Source organism: Butyrivibrio sp. (genome assembly GCF_017433805.1).
Lineage (GTDB): Bacteria > Bacillota > Clostridia > Lachnospirales > Lachnospiraceae > Butyrivibrio.
The window spans coordinates 20,214-39,004 of the sequence record NZ_JAFRGN010000014.1; the positions used below are offsets into that span (position 1 = coordinate 20,214).

The following is an 18,791-nucleotide window of genomic DNA, read 5'->3' on the forward strand; positions in this document are numbered from 1 at the left end:
CCTTTTTTAGAAATTGTTGAGATATTTATCAAGTTCCCACTTGGTAATGCAGGTGCGGAATTCCTTCCACTCAGCCTTCTTGGCTTCCAGAATCTTGTGATAAACAGATTCGCTCAGTACTTCCTTGCCAAAGTCGTCAGCCTTAAATGCGTTTATAGCTTCTCCAAGAGTCATAGGAAGAACATCTACAGTTCCAGAGTTTGTCTGGTCAAAAGAGATGCTTCTGATATTCTCAGACAGTTCCTCTGGAGGTGTCATTTTTTTCTCAATGCCCTCAATACCTGCAGCCAGAATGTATGCAATAGCAAGATATGGATTGCAGGTAGCATCAGGGTTACGAACCTCAACTCTTGTAGCAGAACCTTTTCTTGATGGAATTCTGATAAGAGCACTTCTGCCATTTGAAGACTTGGACCAGGAGATGTTAACTGGAGCATCGTAGCCAGGAACCAGTCTCTTGTAGGAATTAACGATTGGGTTAGTGATAAGTGTCATTCCCTTGGCGTGGGAGAGAACACCGGCAATGAAGCTGCCAGCAGCTTCTGAAAGATTGCCGTCATTGGTTGCGAATATATTGGCGCCCTCTGCATCCTCTGCAAGGAAGCTTATATGCATACCTGAACCACTGATGCCTTCAACAGGCTTGGGCATAAAGGTTGCATAGAGTCCGTGCTTCTTGGCGATTGTTTTAACTGCCATACGGAAGGTCATGATCATGTCAGCAGCTCTGAGTGCATCTTCTTCCTCGAACTGAATCTCATGCTGAGCTGGTGCGATCTCGTGGTGTGATGAAGAAATGTTAAAGCCCATTTCCTCAAGATTTAAAATGATCTCTCGTCTGACATTCTCGCCCTGATCAAGAGGCGCTACATCGAAATATCCAGCTCTTTCCTTGGTGGTTGCAGTTGGATTTCCGTTGTCATCATAGTCGAATAAAAAGAACTCGAGACGTGGATTTACCTTGAAGGTAATGCCCATGTCACCGGCTTTTTTGATCACCTTTTCCAGAATAGATCTGGGATCTCCAGAAAAAGGCTTGTTGTCTGAGGTGTAAACGTTGCAGAACATTCTGGCAACCTTACCTGACTGTGGTCTCCAAGGATATATCTCGAAGCTGTCCAGGTCAGGGTAAAGGTACATGTCGCTCTCGTCGTCTCTTGTAAAGCCATCGATTGAGATGCCATCAAACATACACTCGTTGTTTAGAGCCTTTTCGAGCTGGCTTGATGGAATTGCGATGTTCTTGGGAACGCCGAAAAGATCACAGAACTGAAGTCTGATGAATGCAACATCTTCCTCCTCTACAATTCGGAAAATATCTTCTCTTGTGTACTTGCTCATGATTTCCTCCTAGAATACGTAAGAAAAAATGGCGCACAAAACAGTGGACAAGTTCATTGTCTCTGTCTTGGCGCCATTGCCCATTAGACTAATATTAGTGGTTTTAAGAAGCTATGTCAATGTAGTTTTTGAGCATGGTTCTGCCTTCTGGAGTAAGGATTGACTCTGGGTGGAACTGAAGCCCGTAAATAGGATATTCCTTATGCTGAACAGCCATTATCTCTCCGTCAGCTGTGGTTGCTGTTACCTTAAGGCAATCTGGAAGAGTGTCAGGATCAAGAGCAAGAGAGTGGTATCTTGCTACGTCTCCTTCAGAGCCAAGACCTTTAAATAAAGGACAGGAAGCTTCTAATTTGACGTGGGACTGCTTGCCATGCATCAGCTCTTTGGCATAGGTAATAACACCTCCCATGGCTGCGCAGATCGCCTGATGGCCAAGGTATACGCCAAGGACAGGAATATCTTTTCCGAGCTCCCTTACTACATCTATGATGACACCTGCATCCTCAGGCCTTCCCGGGCCAGGAGAGATGATGATCTTATCTGGCGAAAGAGTTCTGATCTCATCTACAGTCAGTTCGTCATTACGGATGACTTTGAACTCCTCTGGTGCTATTCCTGATTCCTTCGCAGAATCCTGTAAAATAGCGCCAACCATCTGATAAAGGTTATATGAAAAGCTGTCGTAATTATCGATTAGAAGAATCATGACTTACATTTCCTCCTCTTCTGCAATTGTGCTCTCAAGGGCTGTAAGTGCTGCCTTGGCCTTGTTGATGGTCTCCTCGTATTCCTTGGCTGGATCAGAATCAGCTACGATTCCGGCACCACTTCTTACAAATACTTTGCCGTTCTTCTTATAAAGAAGTCTTATTGCTATGCAGGCATCCATGTTGCCGGAGAAATCGATGTAACCTATAGCACCGCCGTAAACGCCTCGCTTGTTGCCTTCGAGCTCTCCTATAAGCTGGCAGGCACGAATCTTGGGAGCGCCTGAAAGAGTTCCAGCTGGAAGCACTGCTTCAATGGCATCAAGGGCATCCTTATCTTTCCTGATAATTCCGCGTACAGTTGAGCCGATGTGCATAACGTGTGAGTATCGTTCAATAGTATGGAGCTTTTCAACTTCTACAGTGCCAAACTCACTGATCTTACCAAGGTCGTTTCTTCCAAGGTCAACCAGCATGTTGTGCTCAGCAAGCTCTTTTTCATCTGCCAAAAGTTCTTTTTCCAAAGCTTCGTCCTCGGCCTCTGTAGCGCCGCGCTTACGTGTTCCAGCAAGAGGGAAGGTGTGAAGTACGCCGTCCTCAAGCTTAACCAGAGTCTCTGGTGAAGCGCCTGCAATCTCCACGTCTGTTCCTGAGAAATAGAACATGTAAGGAGAAGGGTTTATTGTGCGAAGTCTTCTGTAGGTCTCAAAAAGGCTTCCCTCGTAATCTGCTGTGAGATAGTTTGAGAGAACGATCTGGAAAATGTCTCCCTCAAAGATATGCTTCTTGCCGCGAACAACCATGTCTGAATACTTTTCTTTATCAAAAAGAGGAGTGATAGGGCTAAGGAGCTTGCCCTTTGGCTCAACCTTCTTTTCGCCGTTTATGATAAGGTCTTTGATTCGCTCAAGTTCAGCAATTGTTTTTTTATAGTTCTCCTCAATGTCTGAGAAAATGAGATCAACATTGGCAATGAGGATGATCTTCTGCCTTACGTTATCAAAGGCAATGACCTTGTCAAAGAGCATGAGATCAACGTCCTTGAACTCCTCTGTGTCATTAACTTCCACCTTGGCTGTAGGCTCTTTGTAGGTCAGATAGTCGTAGGCAAAGTAACCTACAAGGCCGCCTGTGAAGGTTGGAAGAGTGTGAATCTTGGGACTTCTGTGAGAAGCCATGATCTCTCTGATATGGGCAGATGGATCCTTGGTCTCAAAAGACTTATCGCCTATCTTCATATGTCCGTTAATGCAGGTGATTTCCAGCTTGGGATCAAAGCCAAGGAAGGTGTAGCGTCCCCATTTCTCATTGGCCTGAGCAGATTCCAGGCAGTAGGTGTGGGTGGATACATTTTTGAGCTTACGCATCACCTCGATAGGTGTTGTGAAGTCTGAGAGAAGCTCGCAGCTAACTGGGGCAATGTCATAGTCGCCACTAGCTGCGTACTCTTTGATAGTGCTTAGATCTGGATAAAAGTTCATGTCTTGCGCCTCCTTGTTGTTCTACCAAGGGAGCGGTAGGATACTTCCGATACACAAACAAAACGCCCTTGATAGAAACTATAGTTTCCATCAAGGACGAAAATATCATTAGTATATTCCGCGGTGCCACCTTGAATTCATGAGTCTTACTCATGCTCTTAATAGGATACAGGTCACAACAGGTATCTGCTCGTTGTATTGCATCATATCCCTGGCAACTAACGTGTGCCGTACGTCGCTACATAATCTGTTTAAAAAACATTTCCGTGCGCCCTCAGGAGTCCATTCCCTGGTCACTGACCTACTGCATCCCAGCTACGCAGCTCTCTGTGAGGCTCTGTGAAAAGGTACTCCTCTCCTTCATCGGTTTAAAGCGGTATTTAATTAAAATAAATTTACAATATGCACCAATAGATTGTCAACAATTTTATGATATAAGAAAAGGTTTCCTTGACACAATGGAAACCGAAGAATAAAATCGATTTGTATTTGATATATTTATATTAGTTTTGAGACAAGGGCGTCTTAGAGATAATACTCTAAGGCGCCTTTATGCATTTTTGCGGGAAGGAGTACCATCAAATGGCAACTATTAACAAGAACTACCTAAGACTTCAGGGAAGTTATCTTTTTTCCAGAATCGGTGAAAAGGTTAGAAATTTCCAGAGTGAGAACCCGGATAAAAAGATAATCAGACTTGGCATAGGTGATGTTACAAGACCTATCGCTCCAGCTATCATTTCAGCCCTTCATAGCGCAGTTGATGAGATGGGGCAGGAGAGCACCTTTAAGGGCTACGCTCCAGACCTTGGCTATGAGTTTCTGAGAAATGCTATTGCTGAGAATGACTTCAAGGCTCGTGGCTGTGACATTTCTCCAGATGAGATTTTTGTTTCAGACGGCGCTAAGGGCGATTGTAGTAACATTCAGGAGATTTTCGGGGCAGATAATAAGATTGCTGTTTGCGATCCTGTTTACCCTGTATATGTCGATTCTAACGTAATGGCTGGCAGAACCGGCGAGTACGACGATATAACAGAAGGCTACAAGGATGTTATCTACATGCCATGTACAAGAGAAAATGGCTTTGCTCCTGACCTTCCACAGGAAGTACCAGACCTTATTTATCTGTGCTTTCCTAATAACCCAACTGGCGCTGTTATCACCAAGGACAGGCTTCAGGAGTGGGTTGACTATGCACGTAAGAATGGCTCTATCATTCTCTATGATGCAGCTTATGAATCCTTCATTACAGAGGAGGGAATTCCTCACAGTATCTATGAATGTGAGGGAGCCAAAGAGTGTGCCATTGAGTTCAGATCTTTTTCCAAGACAGCAGGATTTACTGGCCTTCGCCTTGGATTTACAGTTATTCCAAAAGACCTTACAGCAGGCGGAGAAAGGCTCTGGCCACTTTGGGCCAGAAGACATGGCACCAAGTATAACGGAGCTCCATACATCATCCAGAAGGCAGGAGAAGCCTGCTATTCACAGGAAGGACGAGCTCAGATCAAGGAGCAGGTTGCTTACTATCTTGAGAATGCAAGATACATCTATGACGGTCTTAAGAGTGCAGGCTATGAAGTATATGGCGGCGTAAATGCACCATATATCTGGCTTCGTACACCGGGCGAGCTTACAAGCTGGGAATTCTTTGATCAGCTTCTTGAAAAGGTAAATGTTGTTGGAACTCCTGGTTCAGGCTTTGGACCTCACGGTGAGCACTACTTCAGACTTACAGCCTTCGGTAGCAGAGAGAATACGATCGAGGCTATCGAGAGAATCAAGAATCTGTAAACCTTAGCGGTTGTGATTTGGCAAATAGAATACTAGAATATAATTAACGCAATAACAATTATCGCTGCGCAATCAGTATTGTCGTGTCTATAGAATTCATGAGGTGACAAGAGTGATATCGTTAATTATTTCCTTTCTGGTTCTTGTAATTGGTTATTTCACCTACGGTAAACTTGTCGAGAAGGTTTTTGAGCCTGACGCAAGGAGAACTCCGGCCTACAGGCTTAATGATGGAGTTGACTTCGTGCCTATCAAGACCGGAAAGGCGTTTCTGATTCAGCTCCTTAATATAGCTGGAACAGGACCAATTTTCGGAGCTCTTATGGGAGCGTGCTTTGGCCCGGTTGTCTTTTTATGGATCATATTTGGTTCTATCCTCGGAGGAGCAGTTCACGACTTTATGGTTGGAATGATCTCTGAGAGAAATGACGGCAAGTCTATAGCAGAGTTGTCAGGAATATATCTTGGAAATAAAGTGAAGTGGTGCATGAGAGTGTTCTCAGTTTTACTATTGCTCCTTACAGGAACTGTTTTTGTGACAAGTCCTGCGGCGCTTATTGCCAAGCTGACACCTGAGGGCCTTGGAGCTGGCTTTTGGATCATTGTGATCCTTGGCTACTATGTTCTGGCAACACTGCTTCCGATAGATAAGATTATTGGCAAACTCTATCCGGTATTTGGAATAATACTGATAACAATGGCTGTTGGAATCATGGGTGGAATTATCATAGGTGGCTACCACATTCCGGAGATAAGCTTTGAAAACCTCCATCCACAGGGACTGCCTATATGGCCTTATATGTTTATCACCGTCGCCTGCGGAGCAATTTCAGGATTTCACGCAACTCAGTCACCAATGATCTCCAAGTGTATTGCTACAGAAAAGGACGGACGTAAGGTCTTTTACGGGGCAATGCTGATGGAGTCGGTTATAGCTCTTATATGGGCAGCAGGTGGTGTGGCATTTTATGGTACTACTGGTGCCCTGAATGATGCCATAACAGCTATGGGACAATCGGGAGTTGTATATGATATTTCGACGGGAATGCTTGGTAAGATAGGTGGAATCCTTGCCATAGTCGGAGTTATCGTATGTCCTATAACCTCCGGAGATACGGCCTTTAGAAGCGCCAGACTTATCCTTAGCGAGATAACAGGGCTTGAACAAAGACCTATCAGAAACCGTCTTATTATAACGATTCCGCTTCTGGCAGCAGGAGCGCTTCTTACTCAGCTGGATTTTAACGTGCTGTGGAGATATTTCTCCTGGAGCAATCAGACACTTGCAATGGTAAGCCTGTGGGTGGCAACAGCCTACCTGATAGAAGAAGCAGAGAATAAATACCAGAGTTGGCTTACAGCTTTACCGGCAACCTTTATGTCAGCTGTCAGTATTACATATATTCTGATAGCAGATGAGGGGTTTGGAATAGACATGCACATCGCATATTGGATAGGAAATATATTTGCAGTAGCTTGTTTTGTGATGTATCAGATAATGCTGAATAAGAAAAGAAGTTGAGGTAAATGCCTCAACTTCTTTTTAGGTGTTGTTTGATGAATTCGCTTGTATAAATATGGCTATGAATTAAGCAAGATCAGCTGCGATATCGATATTCTCGCCTGTGATTCCTACCCATGCGCCGTCCTTAGCTTCGCTAGCTTCAGCGTGTGCAAGGAGCCACTTATTTGTAGCTGTGAGCATCTTGTCTTCCTGATTGCGAGCTTCGAACTCAGGCTTACCTACGTTTGTTCCCTTAGGAAGTCCTACGAGTACCTGGAAGCCACTGTCCTTGCTAGCCTGACATGGAGCATAGTGAAGTGCTGTAGCATAAACCTCGATCATTGTGCCAGCTGGGCAAAGGAAAGCCTTAACCTTGCTGGAATCAAGCTTGTAATCAACGATTTCTTCTCTCTTAGCAAGAAGCAGAATGAAGTCTGTTGAACCAAGGTTGATCTCTGATGAACGGTGATACTCAAGGCAGTTGAGCTTGGTGTTGTGTCCGTTGCACCATCCAAACTGCATATCCGATCCGCCAAAGAGGCTGTTAGAGATTGATGCAGCAGCTGCAAGAGACTGAAGTGCTGGCTCCTCAGCTACATAATCTGTTCCCTCTGGGACTGGAGTGCTTGCCTTAAGTGCCTCAACAATGGCCTTCTTTTCTTCCTCGTATCCCTCGATGATCCTGCCATAGTTGGTGAATTCAGGATCTGTAACATTATATATTTTCATACCCTTCTCCTTTCGAACTGCGTCGTTGCAGCCTATTGTCTATTCATATTGCCTATATTAACTCTAATCCCCCGATTATTCCTATCATATGGCAACTTGTTTTATTCAGATTTTGCTCACGAATTCAGCATATCAATTTGTCTTCTTGTCATAAGCATTTAATATGGCCTTGGTAATACTAATAACAAGAGGATTCGGATGCTTCATGCAGTAGTACAAGAGCCTGTTTGCCTTGGAATTAACTGCAACCTCTGTATCCATAACCTTCTGTCTGATATCACTTCGGTAAAAGACCTGCTTAACTCTTTGGACTGTATCCTTGTCTGGGCATCTAAGCTCGTTCTTGAGGATGATAAAGAGCATGATGACATATTCTCTGTCCAGCTGTTCCTCGCCATTAGAAATGCCCTTATCCCGGAGAATCTCGCGGTAGGTCCTATCAGTGAGATCAAGGTTATTCAGAAGATTCTTGTCATACCCATGAACTATGGAAGTTGAAACAGCTCTGTAGTGATAGAAGTATCCACCCTCTACGATAAAGAGTCTGTCGCAGTCGCACAGGCAGGGCAGCAGGATGTTAACGTCCTCGCTCATTCTGATCTTCTCGTTGCAGTATTTGATGTTATCAAGTACCAGCTGTCTTGAAATAAGCTTCATGCATCTTGACATGGTGACAGGGCGAACTTCGTTGCCAAGAAGATTTAAGCGAACCTTATCAAGCTCAGCGCCGGTGTACTCTCCAGGAGTAAGCCCCTGAGTCTCTTTGCGCCTCTCACCAGCTTTTTCTACGATGTAGTTACTGGAGATGATCTCTTTTGCAGAAGTGCTGGTATGGATACAGAGCCTCTCTACCATATCTGTATCTACCCAGTCATCACTGTCAACGTAGCAGACATATGGGGCAGTAGCTTCATGAGTTCCTCTGATCCAGGCGGACATGAGACCACCGTTTTCTTTGTGTATAACTCTTACACGACTATCCTTATCAGCATAAGAATCACACATCTTAGGACTGACATTATCAGTAGAGCCATCATCTACCAGTATGATCTCAATGTCAGACATGGTCTGTTCCAGAACAGATTTTATGCACTCATCAAGATATTTGGCTGTATTGTAAACAGGTATTATTATGCTGACCTTAGCGCTCATGAAATTAGAAACCTTCCATTCTGCGCTGCTTGCGAAGCTCGCGTCTCTTAATTGCGCCTTCCCATTCAGCCTTTTCGTTCTCTGTGCGAACATTCAGACCATAAGGAACAAGACAAGGTGTTCCATCGTCATCAATGCAGACCTCAGTGAGATATGCTCTGTTGAGCACATGTCTCATACCAGTCTTGACATCCTCCACATAAGTGTCGACTCTGACCTCCATGGAAGTCTTGCCTACATAAGTGATCTTACCGATCATAACAAGTACATCACCCAGTACTGCGCCCTGCTTGAACTGCATGTTATCAATAGCAGCTGTGGCAATAGGGTTTCCTGAATGTCTAACAGCAACTGTTCCAGCTACCTCATCTATCCAACTCATAAGTGTGCCGCCAAAAAGTCTGTCCTCAGCATTGATGTCGCCATATTTGACAACTTTTGTCCATTCTGTGATGGAGTCTTCAACATTCTTGTTGGCAATCTGTTTATCTACGTGAAAAACCTTACCCATATCCATACCTCCAAAAAGGGAATAATATATGCTTATTTTACTAAAAATCCAAGGCTCCATGCAACTTTGGTTTTTAACATTGTTTTTAGTTTTGCTTAATAAATTGGTGGGTGTTCACATGTTATAATTTATACGTTAAAGTGTATACTTTTGTGCACGAGTGGCGAAAAATGAAGAAAGTCAGAGATGGTATTTGTAACAGAATATCGATAACTACGGCCAGAAGGGCACTAGTCCTTCTGCTTTGCACTGCCATTTTGTGCGTTTTAAACTTTGCGATTTTTGTGCCGGATAAAGGTACAACCATGGCTGAGGCCAGGGAAAACAAGGTGGTAAAGGTTGGTTGGTATGAATCAGCCTATTGTTACACCGACAGATTTGGCAGAAAAACAGGAATGGCCTATGAATATCAGCAGAAGATCGCAACCTACACGGGCTGGACTTACGAATATGTGGAAGGAACATGGCCAGAGCTTTTGCAAAAGCTTGAAAGAGGAGAGATAGATCTTTTAAGTGATGTTTCATATACTCCTGAAAGAGCAACCATGATGCATTTTTCATCGCTCCCAATGGGAACAGAGTCCTACTACATATTTGTTAAAGCTGGCAATGCATATATGTCTTTGGACAACATAAGCTCTTTTGAAGGCAAAAAATTCCTTGTGGATAAAGGAAGCATCATGGAAAATCTTGTCCAGGAATGGGCAGCAGATAACGGAATCGAAATAGAGATATTGGAGAATGTCGCAAGTTCACCGGATATTTGTATCGGATGGCTTAACCATGGCGATGTGGATGCCTATGTGACCATGGATACCTACGGTAAGAGTGATATCTGTTCTCCTGTTTGCAAGATTGGCTCTTCGGATTTCTTTTTCGGAATTAACAAGGACAGAATCGATCTGGTAAAAGAGATCAATCACGCCATGACTGAGATCCAGAACGAGGATCCTTTCTATAACCAGAGAATGTATCAAAAGCATATATGGTCTGTTAATATCGACTCTTTCCTGACAGATGAGGAGCTTGAGTGGGTAGCAAACAAGGGCACAATTCGAGTTGGCTATAGAGATAATTACATGCCTTTCTGCACTGATGAAAATGGTGAGCTGTCCGGGGCACTTAAAGAGTGCCTTGAAAAAGTCTCTGGCAGCATGAAAAATGGCGATATTGTCTTTGAGGCAATCCCTTATGCAACTACAGAAGAATCGCTCGTTGCTCTTAATAACGGGGAAGTTGATGTGGTATTCCCAGTTAGCATGAGCCCGTATGACAGCGAGCATGCAGGTGTTTTTGTAACTGATCCGATAATGAATACTGTTATTTATGCTGTCGTTAAGCCTGGCAGTAATAGTATTTTTGATAGAAGAACCAACACCGTTGCGCTTCTGGCTGGAAATGTCAACTTTGATAATTTTATAAAAGATTATTTCCCGGACTGGATGATCATACGATATCCAACACTGGATGAGGTATATGCAGCAGTTGACAGGGGCAATGCTGATTGCGCAATGGTAAATGGAAATAGAATCAACAAGACAGAAGAGCTTCGTAAGAAGTATGGCCTGTCTATTCTCTCAACAGGAGAGGATATAGGATTTTCTTTTGCTGTAAGAAGAGACAACGTGCTTCTATACGCTATTATGAATGATCTTGTTAATCACGTTCCTCAGGCATCTGCCGATGCTTTCCTTTCCAAGTATTCAGGAAGTGACGAGAAGGTTTCTTTTACTGACTATATTCAGGATAACCTTCCATCAGCCATAGCAATGCTGGCGATAATCTCTTCGATTATACTATTCCTTACTGTCCTCAAGATGAGATCAGACAGGAAAGCACTTGACCAGCAAAGACTTATTGCTGCAACAGAGCACGATCCGCTTACAGGGCTGTATACCAGAAACTTCTTCTTTGAATATGCCAACAAGCTTTATGCAGAAAAGCAGGAAATGAGGCTGGATGCAATTGTTATGAATATCGAGCAGTTTCATGTAATAAATGCTCTATACGGCTGGAATTTCGGAGATGTTGTCTTGAAGGCCCTTGGTGATGAGATAGCTCTTTTTGTAAAAGAGAACAAAGGAATTGCCTGCAGATCAACTGCGGACAGATTCGACATATACTCCCAGACTGACGGTAATTATCAGAAGCTGTTCGACAGATTCCAGGAAAGACTTGATAAGTGTGCACCAGATGTTAATATCAGACTTCGCATGGGTGTCATGCCTTGGCAGAAGGATATTGAACCTGTTCAGCTCTTTGACAGAGCTCGTACGGCTTGTGGTATGGTTCGCGGTGGACTTCATAACAGAGTTGTTGTGTTCAGTGAGGAGATGAGAGAAAGAGAGATCATTGAGAACCGACTTATCAGTGATATTAAGCGAGCAGTAGATAACCATGAGTTTATTGTTTATTACCAGCCTAAGTTTAATATTCAGGCTGACCCTCCACAGCTGTATAGCGCAGAGGCTCTTGTCCGCTGGGAGCACCCGGAGCTTGGAATGGTGCCACCAGGAGAGTTCATTTCTGTTTTCGAAAAGAGTGGACACATTGGAATAGTTGATAAGTATGTCTGGGCAGAAACGGCCAGGCAGATAGCCGACTGGAAAAAGAAATATGGCGTAAACCTGCCTGTTTCTGTCAACCTGTCAAGAATTGATATCTTCGATCCTGATATAGTTGACACTATTGAAAGGTTGGTTAAGGATAATGGAATCGATAGAGAGGACCTTCATTTGGAGGTTACAGAGTCAGCATATACTGAGAACGAAGATCTTGTTATTGGCGTGATCAAGGTCTTCATGGATAAAGGCTATCATATTGAGATGGATGATTTTGGAACCGGCTACTCATCTCTTAATATGCTGTCCCATATGCCAATTGATGTTCTTAAGCTGGATAGAAGCTTTATCAAAGATATTTCAGGAAATGAAGTCGACAAAAAGAATATCCGAATGGTGGAGCTGATTCTGGATATCGCCAAGAGTCTGAAGCTTATGGTTGTTGCTGAAGGAGTAGAAAATGAAACTCAGCTGCAGTTCTTAAAAGCACACGGATGCGAGCTTATACAGGGATATTATTTCTCGCCTCCTCTGTCTGCAGCCGAATTCGCAGAAAAGTATTTTCAGTGAATTTATTTAAATAATTCAGATGATAAATGCACAGCGGCTTTTGCAAGGGCTGCTGTGCTATTTATTACTATAATCGGAACATTGATGAGCATTTCCTCTGTCATTATTTCTTTTACCGGAACATCATTATCCCATATTTCATTATCGCCAGCTGCAATGCCATTATTCGTGTCAACTTTGCCAGGGACACTTACGCATATGCTGATCAGATTGCTCCTGCACTTGTCTGGAAGCCTCTGGAAAAGTCCCAGTGTTTCCTGACTGATGTCGTGTAAAAAGAGCTGTGGCTTTAATTTACTCTGTGTCTTGAACTCTCTGGAACAGGGAATATCCTGAGAATCAGATACCACTTCTCCTTTGTGATTACAGATGGCAATTGTGGTCTTTGTTGCTTCGATGCTGATGACACAGACGAGAGCCTGCGCGAGATCTTTACCTTTTTTCATGATGTTTCCCCCCAAACCTTTTATAAGCGACTATGATTACTAATGCTTGCCATTACGCCAATCCTTCCCCAAAGATTGACGACAATCAAGAAGATATCTAGATGTATTATAGCATATAATTAATTTAGCTAAAGTACTATAAAGGCATTGAAATAAATAAACTAGAGTGTTAAAATTTTGTCATACGGCGAATTATTCAGAAAATGAATATCATAAATGGAGGTTTTTGAACATGAGTAAGAACTTTGATGATATTCTGGCTAAGCTTAAGACAGCTAGTACCAAGAAAATGTCTGTAGCTGTAGCTCAGGATACACACGTACTTGAGGCAGTTAAGATTGCTAAGGAGAGAGGAATCGTTGATTCTATTCTCGTAGGCGATAAGGAGCAGATCGAGGAGAAGGCTAAAGAGGTTGGGATGAACCTTGCTGATTTCGAGATCATTGATGTTAAGGATACAGTTGAGGCAGCACGCATGGCAGTTTCACTTGTACATGATGGCAAGGCTGATATCTATATGAAGGGAGCCCTTGAGTCCAAAGATTTCCTTAAGAGCGTTCTTGATAAAGAGGTTGGACTTCGTACAGGCCGTCCACTTTCTCATGTTTGCGTATTCGAGATTCCTGGCATTGATCGTCTCTTATTCCTTACAGACGTTGCTTTCATGCCATATCCAACACTTGAAGACAAGAAGGTTATTATTGAATATACAGTAGACGTAGCAAGAGCTTGCGGCGTTGATTGCCCTAAGGTTGCTCCACTTGCAGCTGTTGAGGTAGTTAACCCTAAGATGCCTGTTACTGTTGAGGCAGCAGAGCTCACACGTATGAACGAAGAGGGCGAGATCAAGAATTGTATCGTTGATGGACCTCTTTCTATGGACCTTGCTATTGATCCTGAGGCTGCCAAGCACAAGGCTGGTGCTCTTGATCGTAAGATTGTTGGTGATGCAGATATCCTTCTGTTCCCTGACATCCACGCTGGAAACCTTACATACAAGACTATCGTAAGACTTGCAACTGTTAAGAATGGTAACATCCTCACAGGAACAAAGGCTCCAGTTATCCTCACATCAAGATCAGATTCAGTTGAGGTTAAGGTTAACAGTATTGCTCTCGCAGCAGTTGTAGCAGCTAACAACGAGAATTGATTGGTTAATAAGGAGATTAGTCATGATAAAGAGCTTAATAATTAATCCAGGTTCTACATCTACTAAGGTTGGTATTTTCGAAGACGAGACTCTTGTTAAAGAGGAAACTCTTCGTCACAGCACAGAAGAGATTGAGTCCTATGCATCAATCATTGATCAGAAGGATTTCCGTAAGAATATTATTCTTGATTTCCTCAAAAAAGAGAGTATCGACATTAAGTCTTTTAACGTAATCGTAGGAAGAGGCGGACTTCTTCGTCCTATTCCAGGTGGTACATATGAGTGTACAGATGCACTTCTTGAGGACCTTAGAAAGGGCGTTCAGGGACAGCATGCATCTAACCTCGGTGGTATCCTTGCAAGAGAGATCGGTGATGAGATCGGTGTTCCTTCATACATCGTTGACCCTGTAGTAGTTGACGAGATGGAGCCAGTTGCTCGTATTTCAGGTGTTCCTGAGATCGAGAGAGTATCAATTGACCATCCTCTTAATCAGAAGGCTGTTGCCCGCAGATATGCTAAGGAAATTGGCAAAAAGTATGACGAGATCAGCGTGATCGTTGTTCACATGGGCGGTGGTACATCAACAGGCGTTCACAAGAACGGCAAGATGGTTGACGTATACGCAGCACTTAATGGTGACGGTGCATTCTCACCAGAGAGAGCAAACGGTATTCCAGCTAAGGCTCTTGTAGATATGTGCTTCTCAGGTAAGTATACATACGACGAGATGAAAAAGAAGATCGTTGGTTACGGCGGACTTAATGCATACCTTGGAACTAACGACATGAGAGAAGTTAACAAGATGTGCGAGGAAGGCAACGAGAAGGCAATCCTTGTTCGTGACGCTTTTGTATACCAGATCTGCAAGAACATCGGCGCTTGCGCTACAGTTCTCAAGGGTAAGGTTGATCAGATCATCCTTACTGGTGGTATCGCTTATGGTCAGGTTATTACAGACGCTATCAAGGAGCGTGTTGACTGGATCTGCCCAGTTACTGTATATCCTGGAGAAGATGAGCTTCTCGCTCTTGCACAGGGTGCTATCCGTGTTCTTAACGGCGAAGAGAAGGCTCAGCAGTACTAATTTCAAATAGAATAATTATTAGCTCAAAGCCCTTGATTTCAGTATGATCAGGGGCTTTTTGTTGTATAATAACATGATAAAGGGGCCAAAAGTCTAAATGATGCTAATCATGGAGCAATTCGTATATGAACACATTTGAGAGACTTGATTTAATTATTGATAAAGGGACTTTTGTTCCTTATGAAGATGATATCGATAGCGGCAGGGTATATGTTGATGAGGCATATCAGGCCAAGATTGAGCGCCACCGGGCGAGATATGGATTAAAGGAAGCTGTTCTTACAGGAAGAGCAGACATATGCGGGCATAATGTTGCGATAGGCATTATGGATGCCCGCTTTTTGCGCGCAAGTATGGGCTATTATGTCGGGGAAAAGATAACACGGCTTTTTGAGCATGCTACGAAAGAAAGGTTAAGTGTTATTTTGTTTTGTGCTTCGGGAGGAGCAAGAGTTCAGGAAGGGATCATATCTCTTTTGCAGATGCAGAAGACGTCTCAGGCTTGTGCAAGGCATGGAAAAGAGGGACTTTTGTACATATCGGTTCTGACGAATCCGACTTTTGGAGGTGTTACAGCCAGTTTTGCTACCCTTGCAGATATTGTAATTGCTGAAGAAAACGCAATGATAGGCTTTGCCGGTCAGAGGGTTATAGAGCAGACAACAGGAGAAAAGCTTCCAGAGGGCTTTCAGACAGCTCATTTTCAGAAAGAACAGGGACTTGTTGATGAAGTAGTTTCTGATAAAGATATGAAAGAGTACATAGCAAGGCTCCTGACAGCCTTTGACAGTACTAGGGGAAAGAAATCCGGAGAACCAGTGGGCGGTGCACTCAATAATTCTAATGAAGATACCATTAAAGAAGCCATCCAAGAGAATCCTCAGAAGGCTATAACTCGTACTAAGGCAGATGATGCAAAAGAGGCATGGAAGAATGTCAGGCTAGCTAGGAAGATTACAAGACCTACTACGCTTGAATACATAAATATATTGTTTGATGATTTCACACTCCTTCATGGTGACAGGATCTCCGGCGATGACACTGCAGTAGTAGGCGGAATTGGTTTTTTTAACGGGCGGCCTGTAATGGCAATAGGTCAACAGAAGGGCAAAAAAGATATCAAAGAGGCTATATACAGAAACTGGGGAATGGTATCTCCGGCAGGGCATCACAAGGCCATGAGACTTATGAGGCTTGCAGAGAAGTTTAGGATTCCGCTGGTGTTTTTTGTGGATACTATGGGTGCTGCGTGCGGCAAGGAAGCAGAAGAAATGGGACAGGCAGATACGATAGCCAGAATGCTTGCAGTAGCATCTGAGCTTAAGACCCTTACCCTTTCTATAGTTGTTGGAGAAGCAGGAAGCGGTGGAGCACTGGCTTTTTCTGTTGCCAATGAAGTTTGGATGTTAGAGCACTCTGTTTATTCAGTCATAACACCTGAAGGGTATGCCAGCATTGTCTGGAAAGATATTGAGAAAAAGAGTGAAGCTGCAGATGCTATGAAAATGTGTGCTTCGCAGCTATACGATAATGAAGTTATAGACAGGATAATTCCAGAGCCAGAGCCGGTTACGGCAGATAATCTTCCCAAAATCTGCAAGCAGTTATCCAAAGAGCTTGAAAACTTTTTTGATAAATACAGTAATAAATCTATAGAAGAAATTGTGGAGAGAAGATATGAGAGATTCAGGAGGTTCTAAGAAGACAGCACTTGTCCTGGTTCCTCATGCAGGAGGAGATAAGCTTGCCTATACAAGGCTCATAAAAGGACTTTCCGGTAAGAGAGATGTCTTTTTCTATGAACTTCCAGGACATGGGACAAGGGCAGGAGAAAGCTTTGCAGAAAGCTACCAGGATATTCTGCGGGAGCTTGTTGAATTCATTAAAGATAAAACGTCAGACTATGATAGTTATATTATGTGCGGCGTGAGCATGGGAGCCTATCTGTGTGATAATGCCTACAGAAAGCTGTTATCAGGCAGTTGTAAACTGCCAAGTCACGTAATATATGCGGCAGTAGACCCATCTAAGACTTCTGGAATGCTGAGTAAAGAAGACATTATGCAAAAGAGTGCTGACCCTGAGCAACTTGGCTTAAATAACGCTTATAGCATATATCTCAAGGATATGCTTGAAAAAGATCTGGATATTTTTTTCAGGGAAGGCGCTGTATTTGGGACAACTCTTAAGTGTCCATTATCTTTTTTTATGGGTAGAGATGACAGACTTCTTGGAAAAGTGGACTATGACTGGGGGCTTTTGGCACCTAAAGGATACAGGGAGTATTTATTTGAGGGACCGCATTTATTTATGACCAGTAATGCGAATGTTATAACAACCATAAACAGGATTTGTGACCATATATAACCTTATACAGGAAAATAGGAGACATAGGCTATGGGTAAAAAGACGTATGTTTTTCCCGGTCAGGGAAAGAAATTTGGAAGGGCAGAAATTGAGCTCCTTAAAAGAAATGAAAGGATTGAAAAGCTTGCAGAAGACATACTGGGCTATTCAGTTATTGACAAGATAGAAAAAGAGACGGATGAGGTTAAAAAGACAGAGTTTGCTCAGCCAATCGGGTATATAACATCATTCCTGTATTATCAGGAAATGATAGCCAGAAAAGGGAAAACACCTGATTTTGTCATTGGCCACAGCCTTGGAGAGCTGGGGGCTCTGACAGCCGGCGGGTATATAGATTTTGAAAAAGGAATAGACCTTGTCAGGAAAAGAGGCCAGATAATGTCTGGTGCAGATGGCGGCGTGATGACTGCTGTTATTGGCAGAAACTATGACAGGATAATGACTGCAATTTCTGAGAATATATCAGAAGAAATTGATATTGCAAATTACAATTCACCTTTTCAGGTTGTGATTTCAGGACCCCAAAAGGCGATTGCAGAGGCAGAAGAGAAGATAGCAGCTACTGGTCTTAAAGTTGTGAGGCTAAAGGTAAGCGGGGCTTTTCATTCAAGGTATATGCAGGATTCCTGTGACAGCTTTAGAAAAGAGCTGGATAAGTTCTCTTTTGGTAAAGAAAACGATACTTTGGTAATGTCTTCAGTTTCTCCGGAGCTTTATCAGGAAAATGTACCTGCTATCCTGGGAAAACAAATAGTAAAACCTGTTCGCTGGATAGAGAGCATAGAGAAACTGATCGATATGGACTGCTACGACTTTGTCCAGGTGGACGGCGGACATTCCATGATCGACATGATAGATGATATTAAATTTGCAAGAGCATTGAAAGGGAGACAGAGATGACGGTAAGAGAGTTACTGATAAATAGAGCAAAAGAAGATAAGCAATATAACCTGCGACTTGTGGAAAATGACATAAACATGAGCTATAGAGAACTCTTGTGTCATGCATCTGTGGTAGCAAGTAGATACGCAGATGAAGGAGTTCAAAAAGGTGACCTTATTCTGATACAGGCAGTTGAGCCGATCTATACTTTCATGGGATTTTGGGGAGCAATCCTTATAGGCGCTATACCAGCTCTTTATCCTATTGGTGCTGACATTAAGCAGCATAGTCCTGCGATTACATCTCTTTGTAAACAGTTTGATATTAAGTACATTTATTCAGATATGATGCTTGGAGAAGCACTCTCTAAGGCAATGAAAGAGAAGATCATAATCCCTTCCGAATATGCAAGCCTTGCAGATAAAACTCCTGATTATGAAGCTTTTGAAAACATTGCCATTTCTGAAGATGATACTGCTGTACTTCAGTTTTCATCAGGCTCA

Annotated in this window: 16 protein-coding genes and 1 other annotated feature; of the genes, 9 read left to right on the forward strand and 7 right to left on the reverse strand. The window is 43.1% G+C overall.

The features are described from left to right. Positions 1 to 6: 6 nt before the first annotated feature. The 3 genes from glnA to trpE form a co-directional block, all read right to left on the reverse strand. Positions 7 to 1,341, reverse strand: coding sequence for a type I glutamate--ammonia ligase (gene glnA / locus IJI01_RS05470; RefSeq protein WP_292187013.1), 1,335 nt, complete (start codon positions 1,339 to 1,341; stop codon positions 7 to 9). 103 nt (positions 1,342 to 1,444) lie between these two features. Then, on the reverse strand, positions 1,445 to 2,050 hold the full coding sequence (locus IJI01_RS05475) for an anthranilate synthase component II (protein WP_292187016.1): 606 nt from the start codon (positions 2,048 to 2,050) through the stop codon (positions 1,445 to 1,447). Positions 2,051 to 2,053: 3 nt separating this feature from the next. Further along, entirely contained in the window at positions 2,054 to 3,532 is a 1,479-nt protein-coding gene (gene trpE / locus IJI01_RS05480; protein WP_292187019.1) for an anthranilate synthase component I, read from the reverse strand. A gap of 89 nt (positions 3,533 to 3,621) precedes the next feature. After that, positions 3,622 to 3,905: a binding site (T-box leader), on the reverse strand. 209 nt (positions 3,906 to 4,114) lie between these two features. On the opposite strand from trpE, the gene IJI01_RS05485 reads away from it, so the two are divergent. After that, entirely contained in the window at positions 4,115 to 5,329 is a 1,215-nt protein-coding gene (locus IJI01_RS05485) for an LL-diaminopimelate aminotransferase (RefSeq protein ID WP_292187022.1), read from the forward strand. A gap of 112 nt (positions 5,330 to 5,441) precedes the next feature. Next, positions 5,442 to 6,851, forward strand: coding sequence for a carbon starvation CstA family protein (locus IJI01_RS05490; RefSeq protein WP_292187025.1), 1,410 nt, complete (start codon positions 5,442 to 5,444; stop codon positions 6,849 to 6,851). Between the two features lie 66 nt (positions 6,852 to 6,917). On the opposite strand, the gene IJI01_RS05495 is transcribed toward IJI01_RS05490, so the two are convergent. The 3 genes from IJI01_RS05495 to IJI01_RS05505 all read right to left on the reverse strand — a co-directional run bounded on the left by IJI01_RS05495 (position 6,918) and on the right by IJI01_RS05505 (position 9,225). Next, a complete protein-coding gene (locus IJI01_RS05495; protein WP_292187028.1) occupies positions 6,918 to 7,562 on the reverse strand; it encodes a DUF4867 family protein in 645 nt (214 codons plus the stop codon). A gap of 132 nt (positions 7,563 to 7,694) precedes the next feature. Next, entirely contained in the window at positions 7,695 to 8,714 is a 1,020-nt protein-coding gene (locus IJI01_RS05500) for a glycosyltransferase family 2 protein (RefSeq protein ID WP_292187031.1), read from the reverse strand. Positions 8,715 to 8,718: 4 nt separating this feature from the next. After that, complete coding sequence (locus tag IJI01_RS05505; protein ID WP_292187034.1) at positions 8,719 to 9,225, reverse strand: acyl-CoA thioesterase; 507 nt, start codon at positions 9,223 to 9,225, stop codon at positions 8,719 to 8,721. A 170-nt stretch (positions 9,226 to 9,395) separates the two neighbouring features. Here IJI01_RS05505 and IJI01_RS05510 point away from each other — a divergent pair, with 170 nt between their 5' ends. Then, positions 9,396 to 12,356 carry an EAL domain-containing protein gene (locus IJI01_RS05510; RefSeq protein WP_292187039.1) on the forward strand — a complete coding sequence of 987 codons (2,961 nt, stop codon included), beginning with the start codon at positions 9,396 to 9,398 and terminating at the stop codon, positions 12,354 to 12,356. Positions 12,357 to 12,358: 2 nt separating this feature from the next. Here IJI01_RS05510 and IJI01_RS05515 read toward each other — a convergent pair whose 3' ends face one another. Beyond that, positions 12,359 to 12,802 (reverse strand): hypothetical protein, encoded by a 444-nt coding sequence (locus IJI01_RS05515; RefSeq protein ID WP_292187042.1) that lies wholly within the window; start codon positions 12,800 to 12,802, stop codon positions 12,359 to 12,361. A gap of 232 nt (positions 12,803 to 13,034) precedes the next feature. On the opposite strand from IJI01_RS05515, the gene ptb reads away from it, so the two are divergent. From ptb to IJI01_RS05545, 6 genes are all read left to right on the forward strand, one after another. Next, the gene (gene ptb, locus IJI01_RS05520; RefSeq protein ID WP_292187045.1) at positions 13,035 to 13,952 is read left to right on the forward strand and encodes a phosphate butyryltransferase; all 918 of its coding nucleotides are present in this window, start codon (positions 13,035 to 13,037) and stop codon (positions 13,950 to 13,952) included. Positions 13,953 to 13,974: 22 nt separating this feature from the next. Continuing rightward, positions 13,975 to 15,039: a butyrate kinase gene (buk, locus tag IJI01_RS05525; protein ID WP_292187048.1), complete on the forward strand. Its 1,065-nt coding sequence runs from the start codon at positions 13,975 to 13,977 to the stop codon at positions 15,037 to 15,039. 125 nt (positions 15,040 to 15,164) lie between these two features. Then, on the forward strand, positions 15,165 to 16,739 hold the full coding sequence (locus IJI01_RS05530; RefSeq protein WP_292187050.1) for an acetyl-CoA carboxylase carboxyltransferase subunit alpha/beta: 1,575 nt from the start codon (positions 15,165 to 15,167) through the stop codon (positions 16,737 to 16,739). Continuing rightward, the gene (locus tag IJI01_RS05535; protein WP_292187053.1) at positions 16,717 to 17,406 is read left to right on the forward strand and encodes a thioesterase II family protein; all 690 of its coding nucleotides are present in this window, start codon (positions 16,717 to 16,719) and stop codon (positions 17,404 to 17,406) included. The genes IJI01_RS05530 and IJI01_RS05535 overlap by 23 nt, the downstream gene beginning before the upstream one ends. 30 nt (positions 17,407 to 17,436) lie before the next feature. Next, the gene (locus tag IJI01_RS05540) at positions 17,437 to 18,306 is read left to right on the forward strand and encodes an acyltransferase domain-containing protein (RefSeq protein ID WP_292187055.1); all 870 of its coding nucleotides are present in this window, start codon (positions 17,437 to 17,439) and stop codon (positions 18,304 to 18,306) included. Continuing rightward, the coding region (locus IJI01_RS05545) for an AMP-binding protein (RefSeq protein ID WP_292187058.1) at positions 18,303 to 18,791 on the forward strand (489 nt) is incomplete at its 3' end. The genes IJI01_RS05540 and IJI01_RS05545, both read left to right, overlap by 4 nt.

What these genes read in the sequence shown, in the direction of transcription:
- IJI01_RS05500 (WP_292187031.1), bottom strand. Translation starts at nt 8,714, where the DNA reads ATGAGCGCTAAGGTCAGCATAATAATACCTGTTTACAATACAGCCAAA.
- IJI01_RS05515 (WP_292187042.1), bottom strand. Translation starts at nt 12,802, where the DNA reads ATGAAAAAAGGTAAAGATCTCGCGCAGGCTCTCGTCTGTGTCATCAGC.
- IJI01_RS05540 (WP_292187055.1), top strand. Translation starts at nt 17,437, where the DNA reads ATGGGTAAAAAGACGTATGTTTTTCCCGGTCAGGGAAAGAAATTTGGA.
- IJI01_RS05505 (WP_292187034.1), bottom strand. Translation starts at nt 9,225, where the DNA reads ATGGGTAAGGTTTTTCACGTAGATAAACAGATTGCCAACAAGAATGTT.
- trpE (WP_292187019.1), bottom strand. Translation starts at nt 3,532, where the DNA reads ATGAACTTTTATCCAGATCTAAGCACTATCAAAGAGTACGCAGCTAGT.
- IJI01_RS05530 (WP_292187050.1), top strand. Translation starts at nt 15,165, where the DNA reads ATGAACACATTTGAGAGACTTGATTTAATTATTGATAAAGGGACTTTT.
- IJI01_RS05485 (WP_292187022.1), top strand. Translation starts at nt 4,115, where the DNA reads ATGGCAACTATTAACAAGAACTACCTAAGACTTCAGGGAAGTTATCTT.
- IJI01_RS05535 (WP_292187053.1), top strand. Translation starts at nt 16,717, where the DNA reads ATGAGAGATTCAGGAGGTTCTAAGAAGACAGCACTTGTCCTGGTTCCT.
- IJI01_RS05510 (WP_292187039.1), top strand. Translation starts at nt 9,396, where the DNA reads ATGAAGAAAGTCAGAGATGGTATTTGTAACAGAATATCGATAACTACG.
- IJI01_RS05475 (WP_292187016.1), bottom strand. Translation starts at nt 2,050, where the DNA reads ATGATTCTTCTAATCGATAATTACGACAGCTTTTCATATAACCTTTAT.
- ptb (WP_292187045.1), top strand. Translation starts at nt 13,035, where the DNA reads ATGAGTAAGAACTTTGATGATATTCTGGCTAAGCTTAAGACAGCTAGT.
- buk (WP_292187048.1), top strand. Translation starts at nt 13,975, where the DNA reads ATGATAAAGAGCTTAATAATTAATCCAGGTTCTACATCTACTAAGGTT.
- IJI01_RS05495 (WP_292187028.1), bottom strand. Translation starts at nt 7,562, where the DNA reads ATGAAAATATATAATGTTACAGATCCTGAATTCACCAACTATGGCAGG.
- glnA (WP_292187013.1), bottom strand. Translation starts at nt 1,341, where the DNA reads ATGAGCAAGTACACAAGAGAAGATATTTTCCGAATTGTAGAGGAGGAA.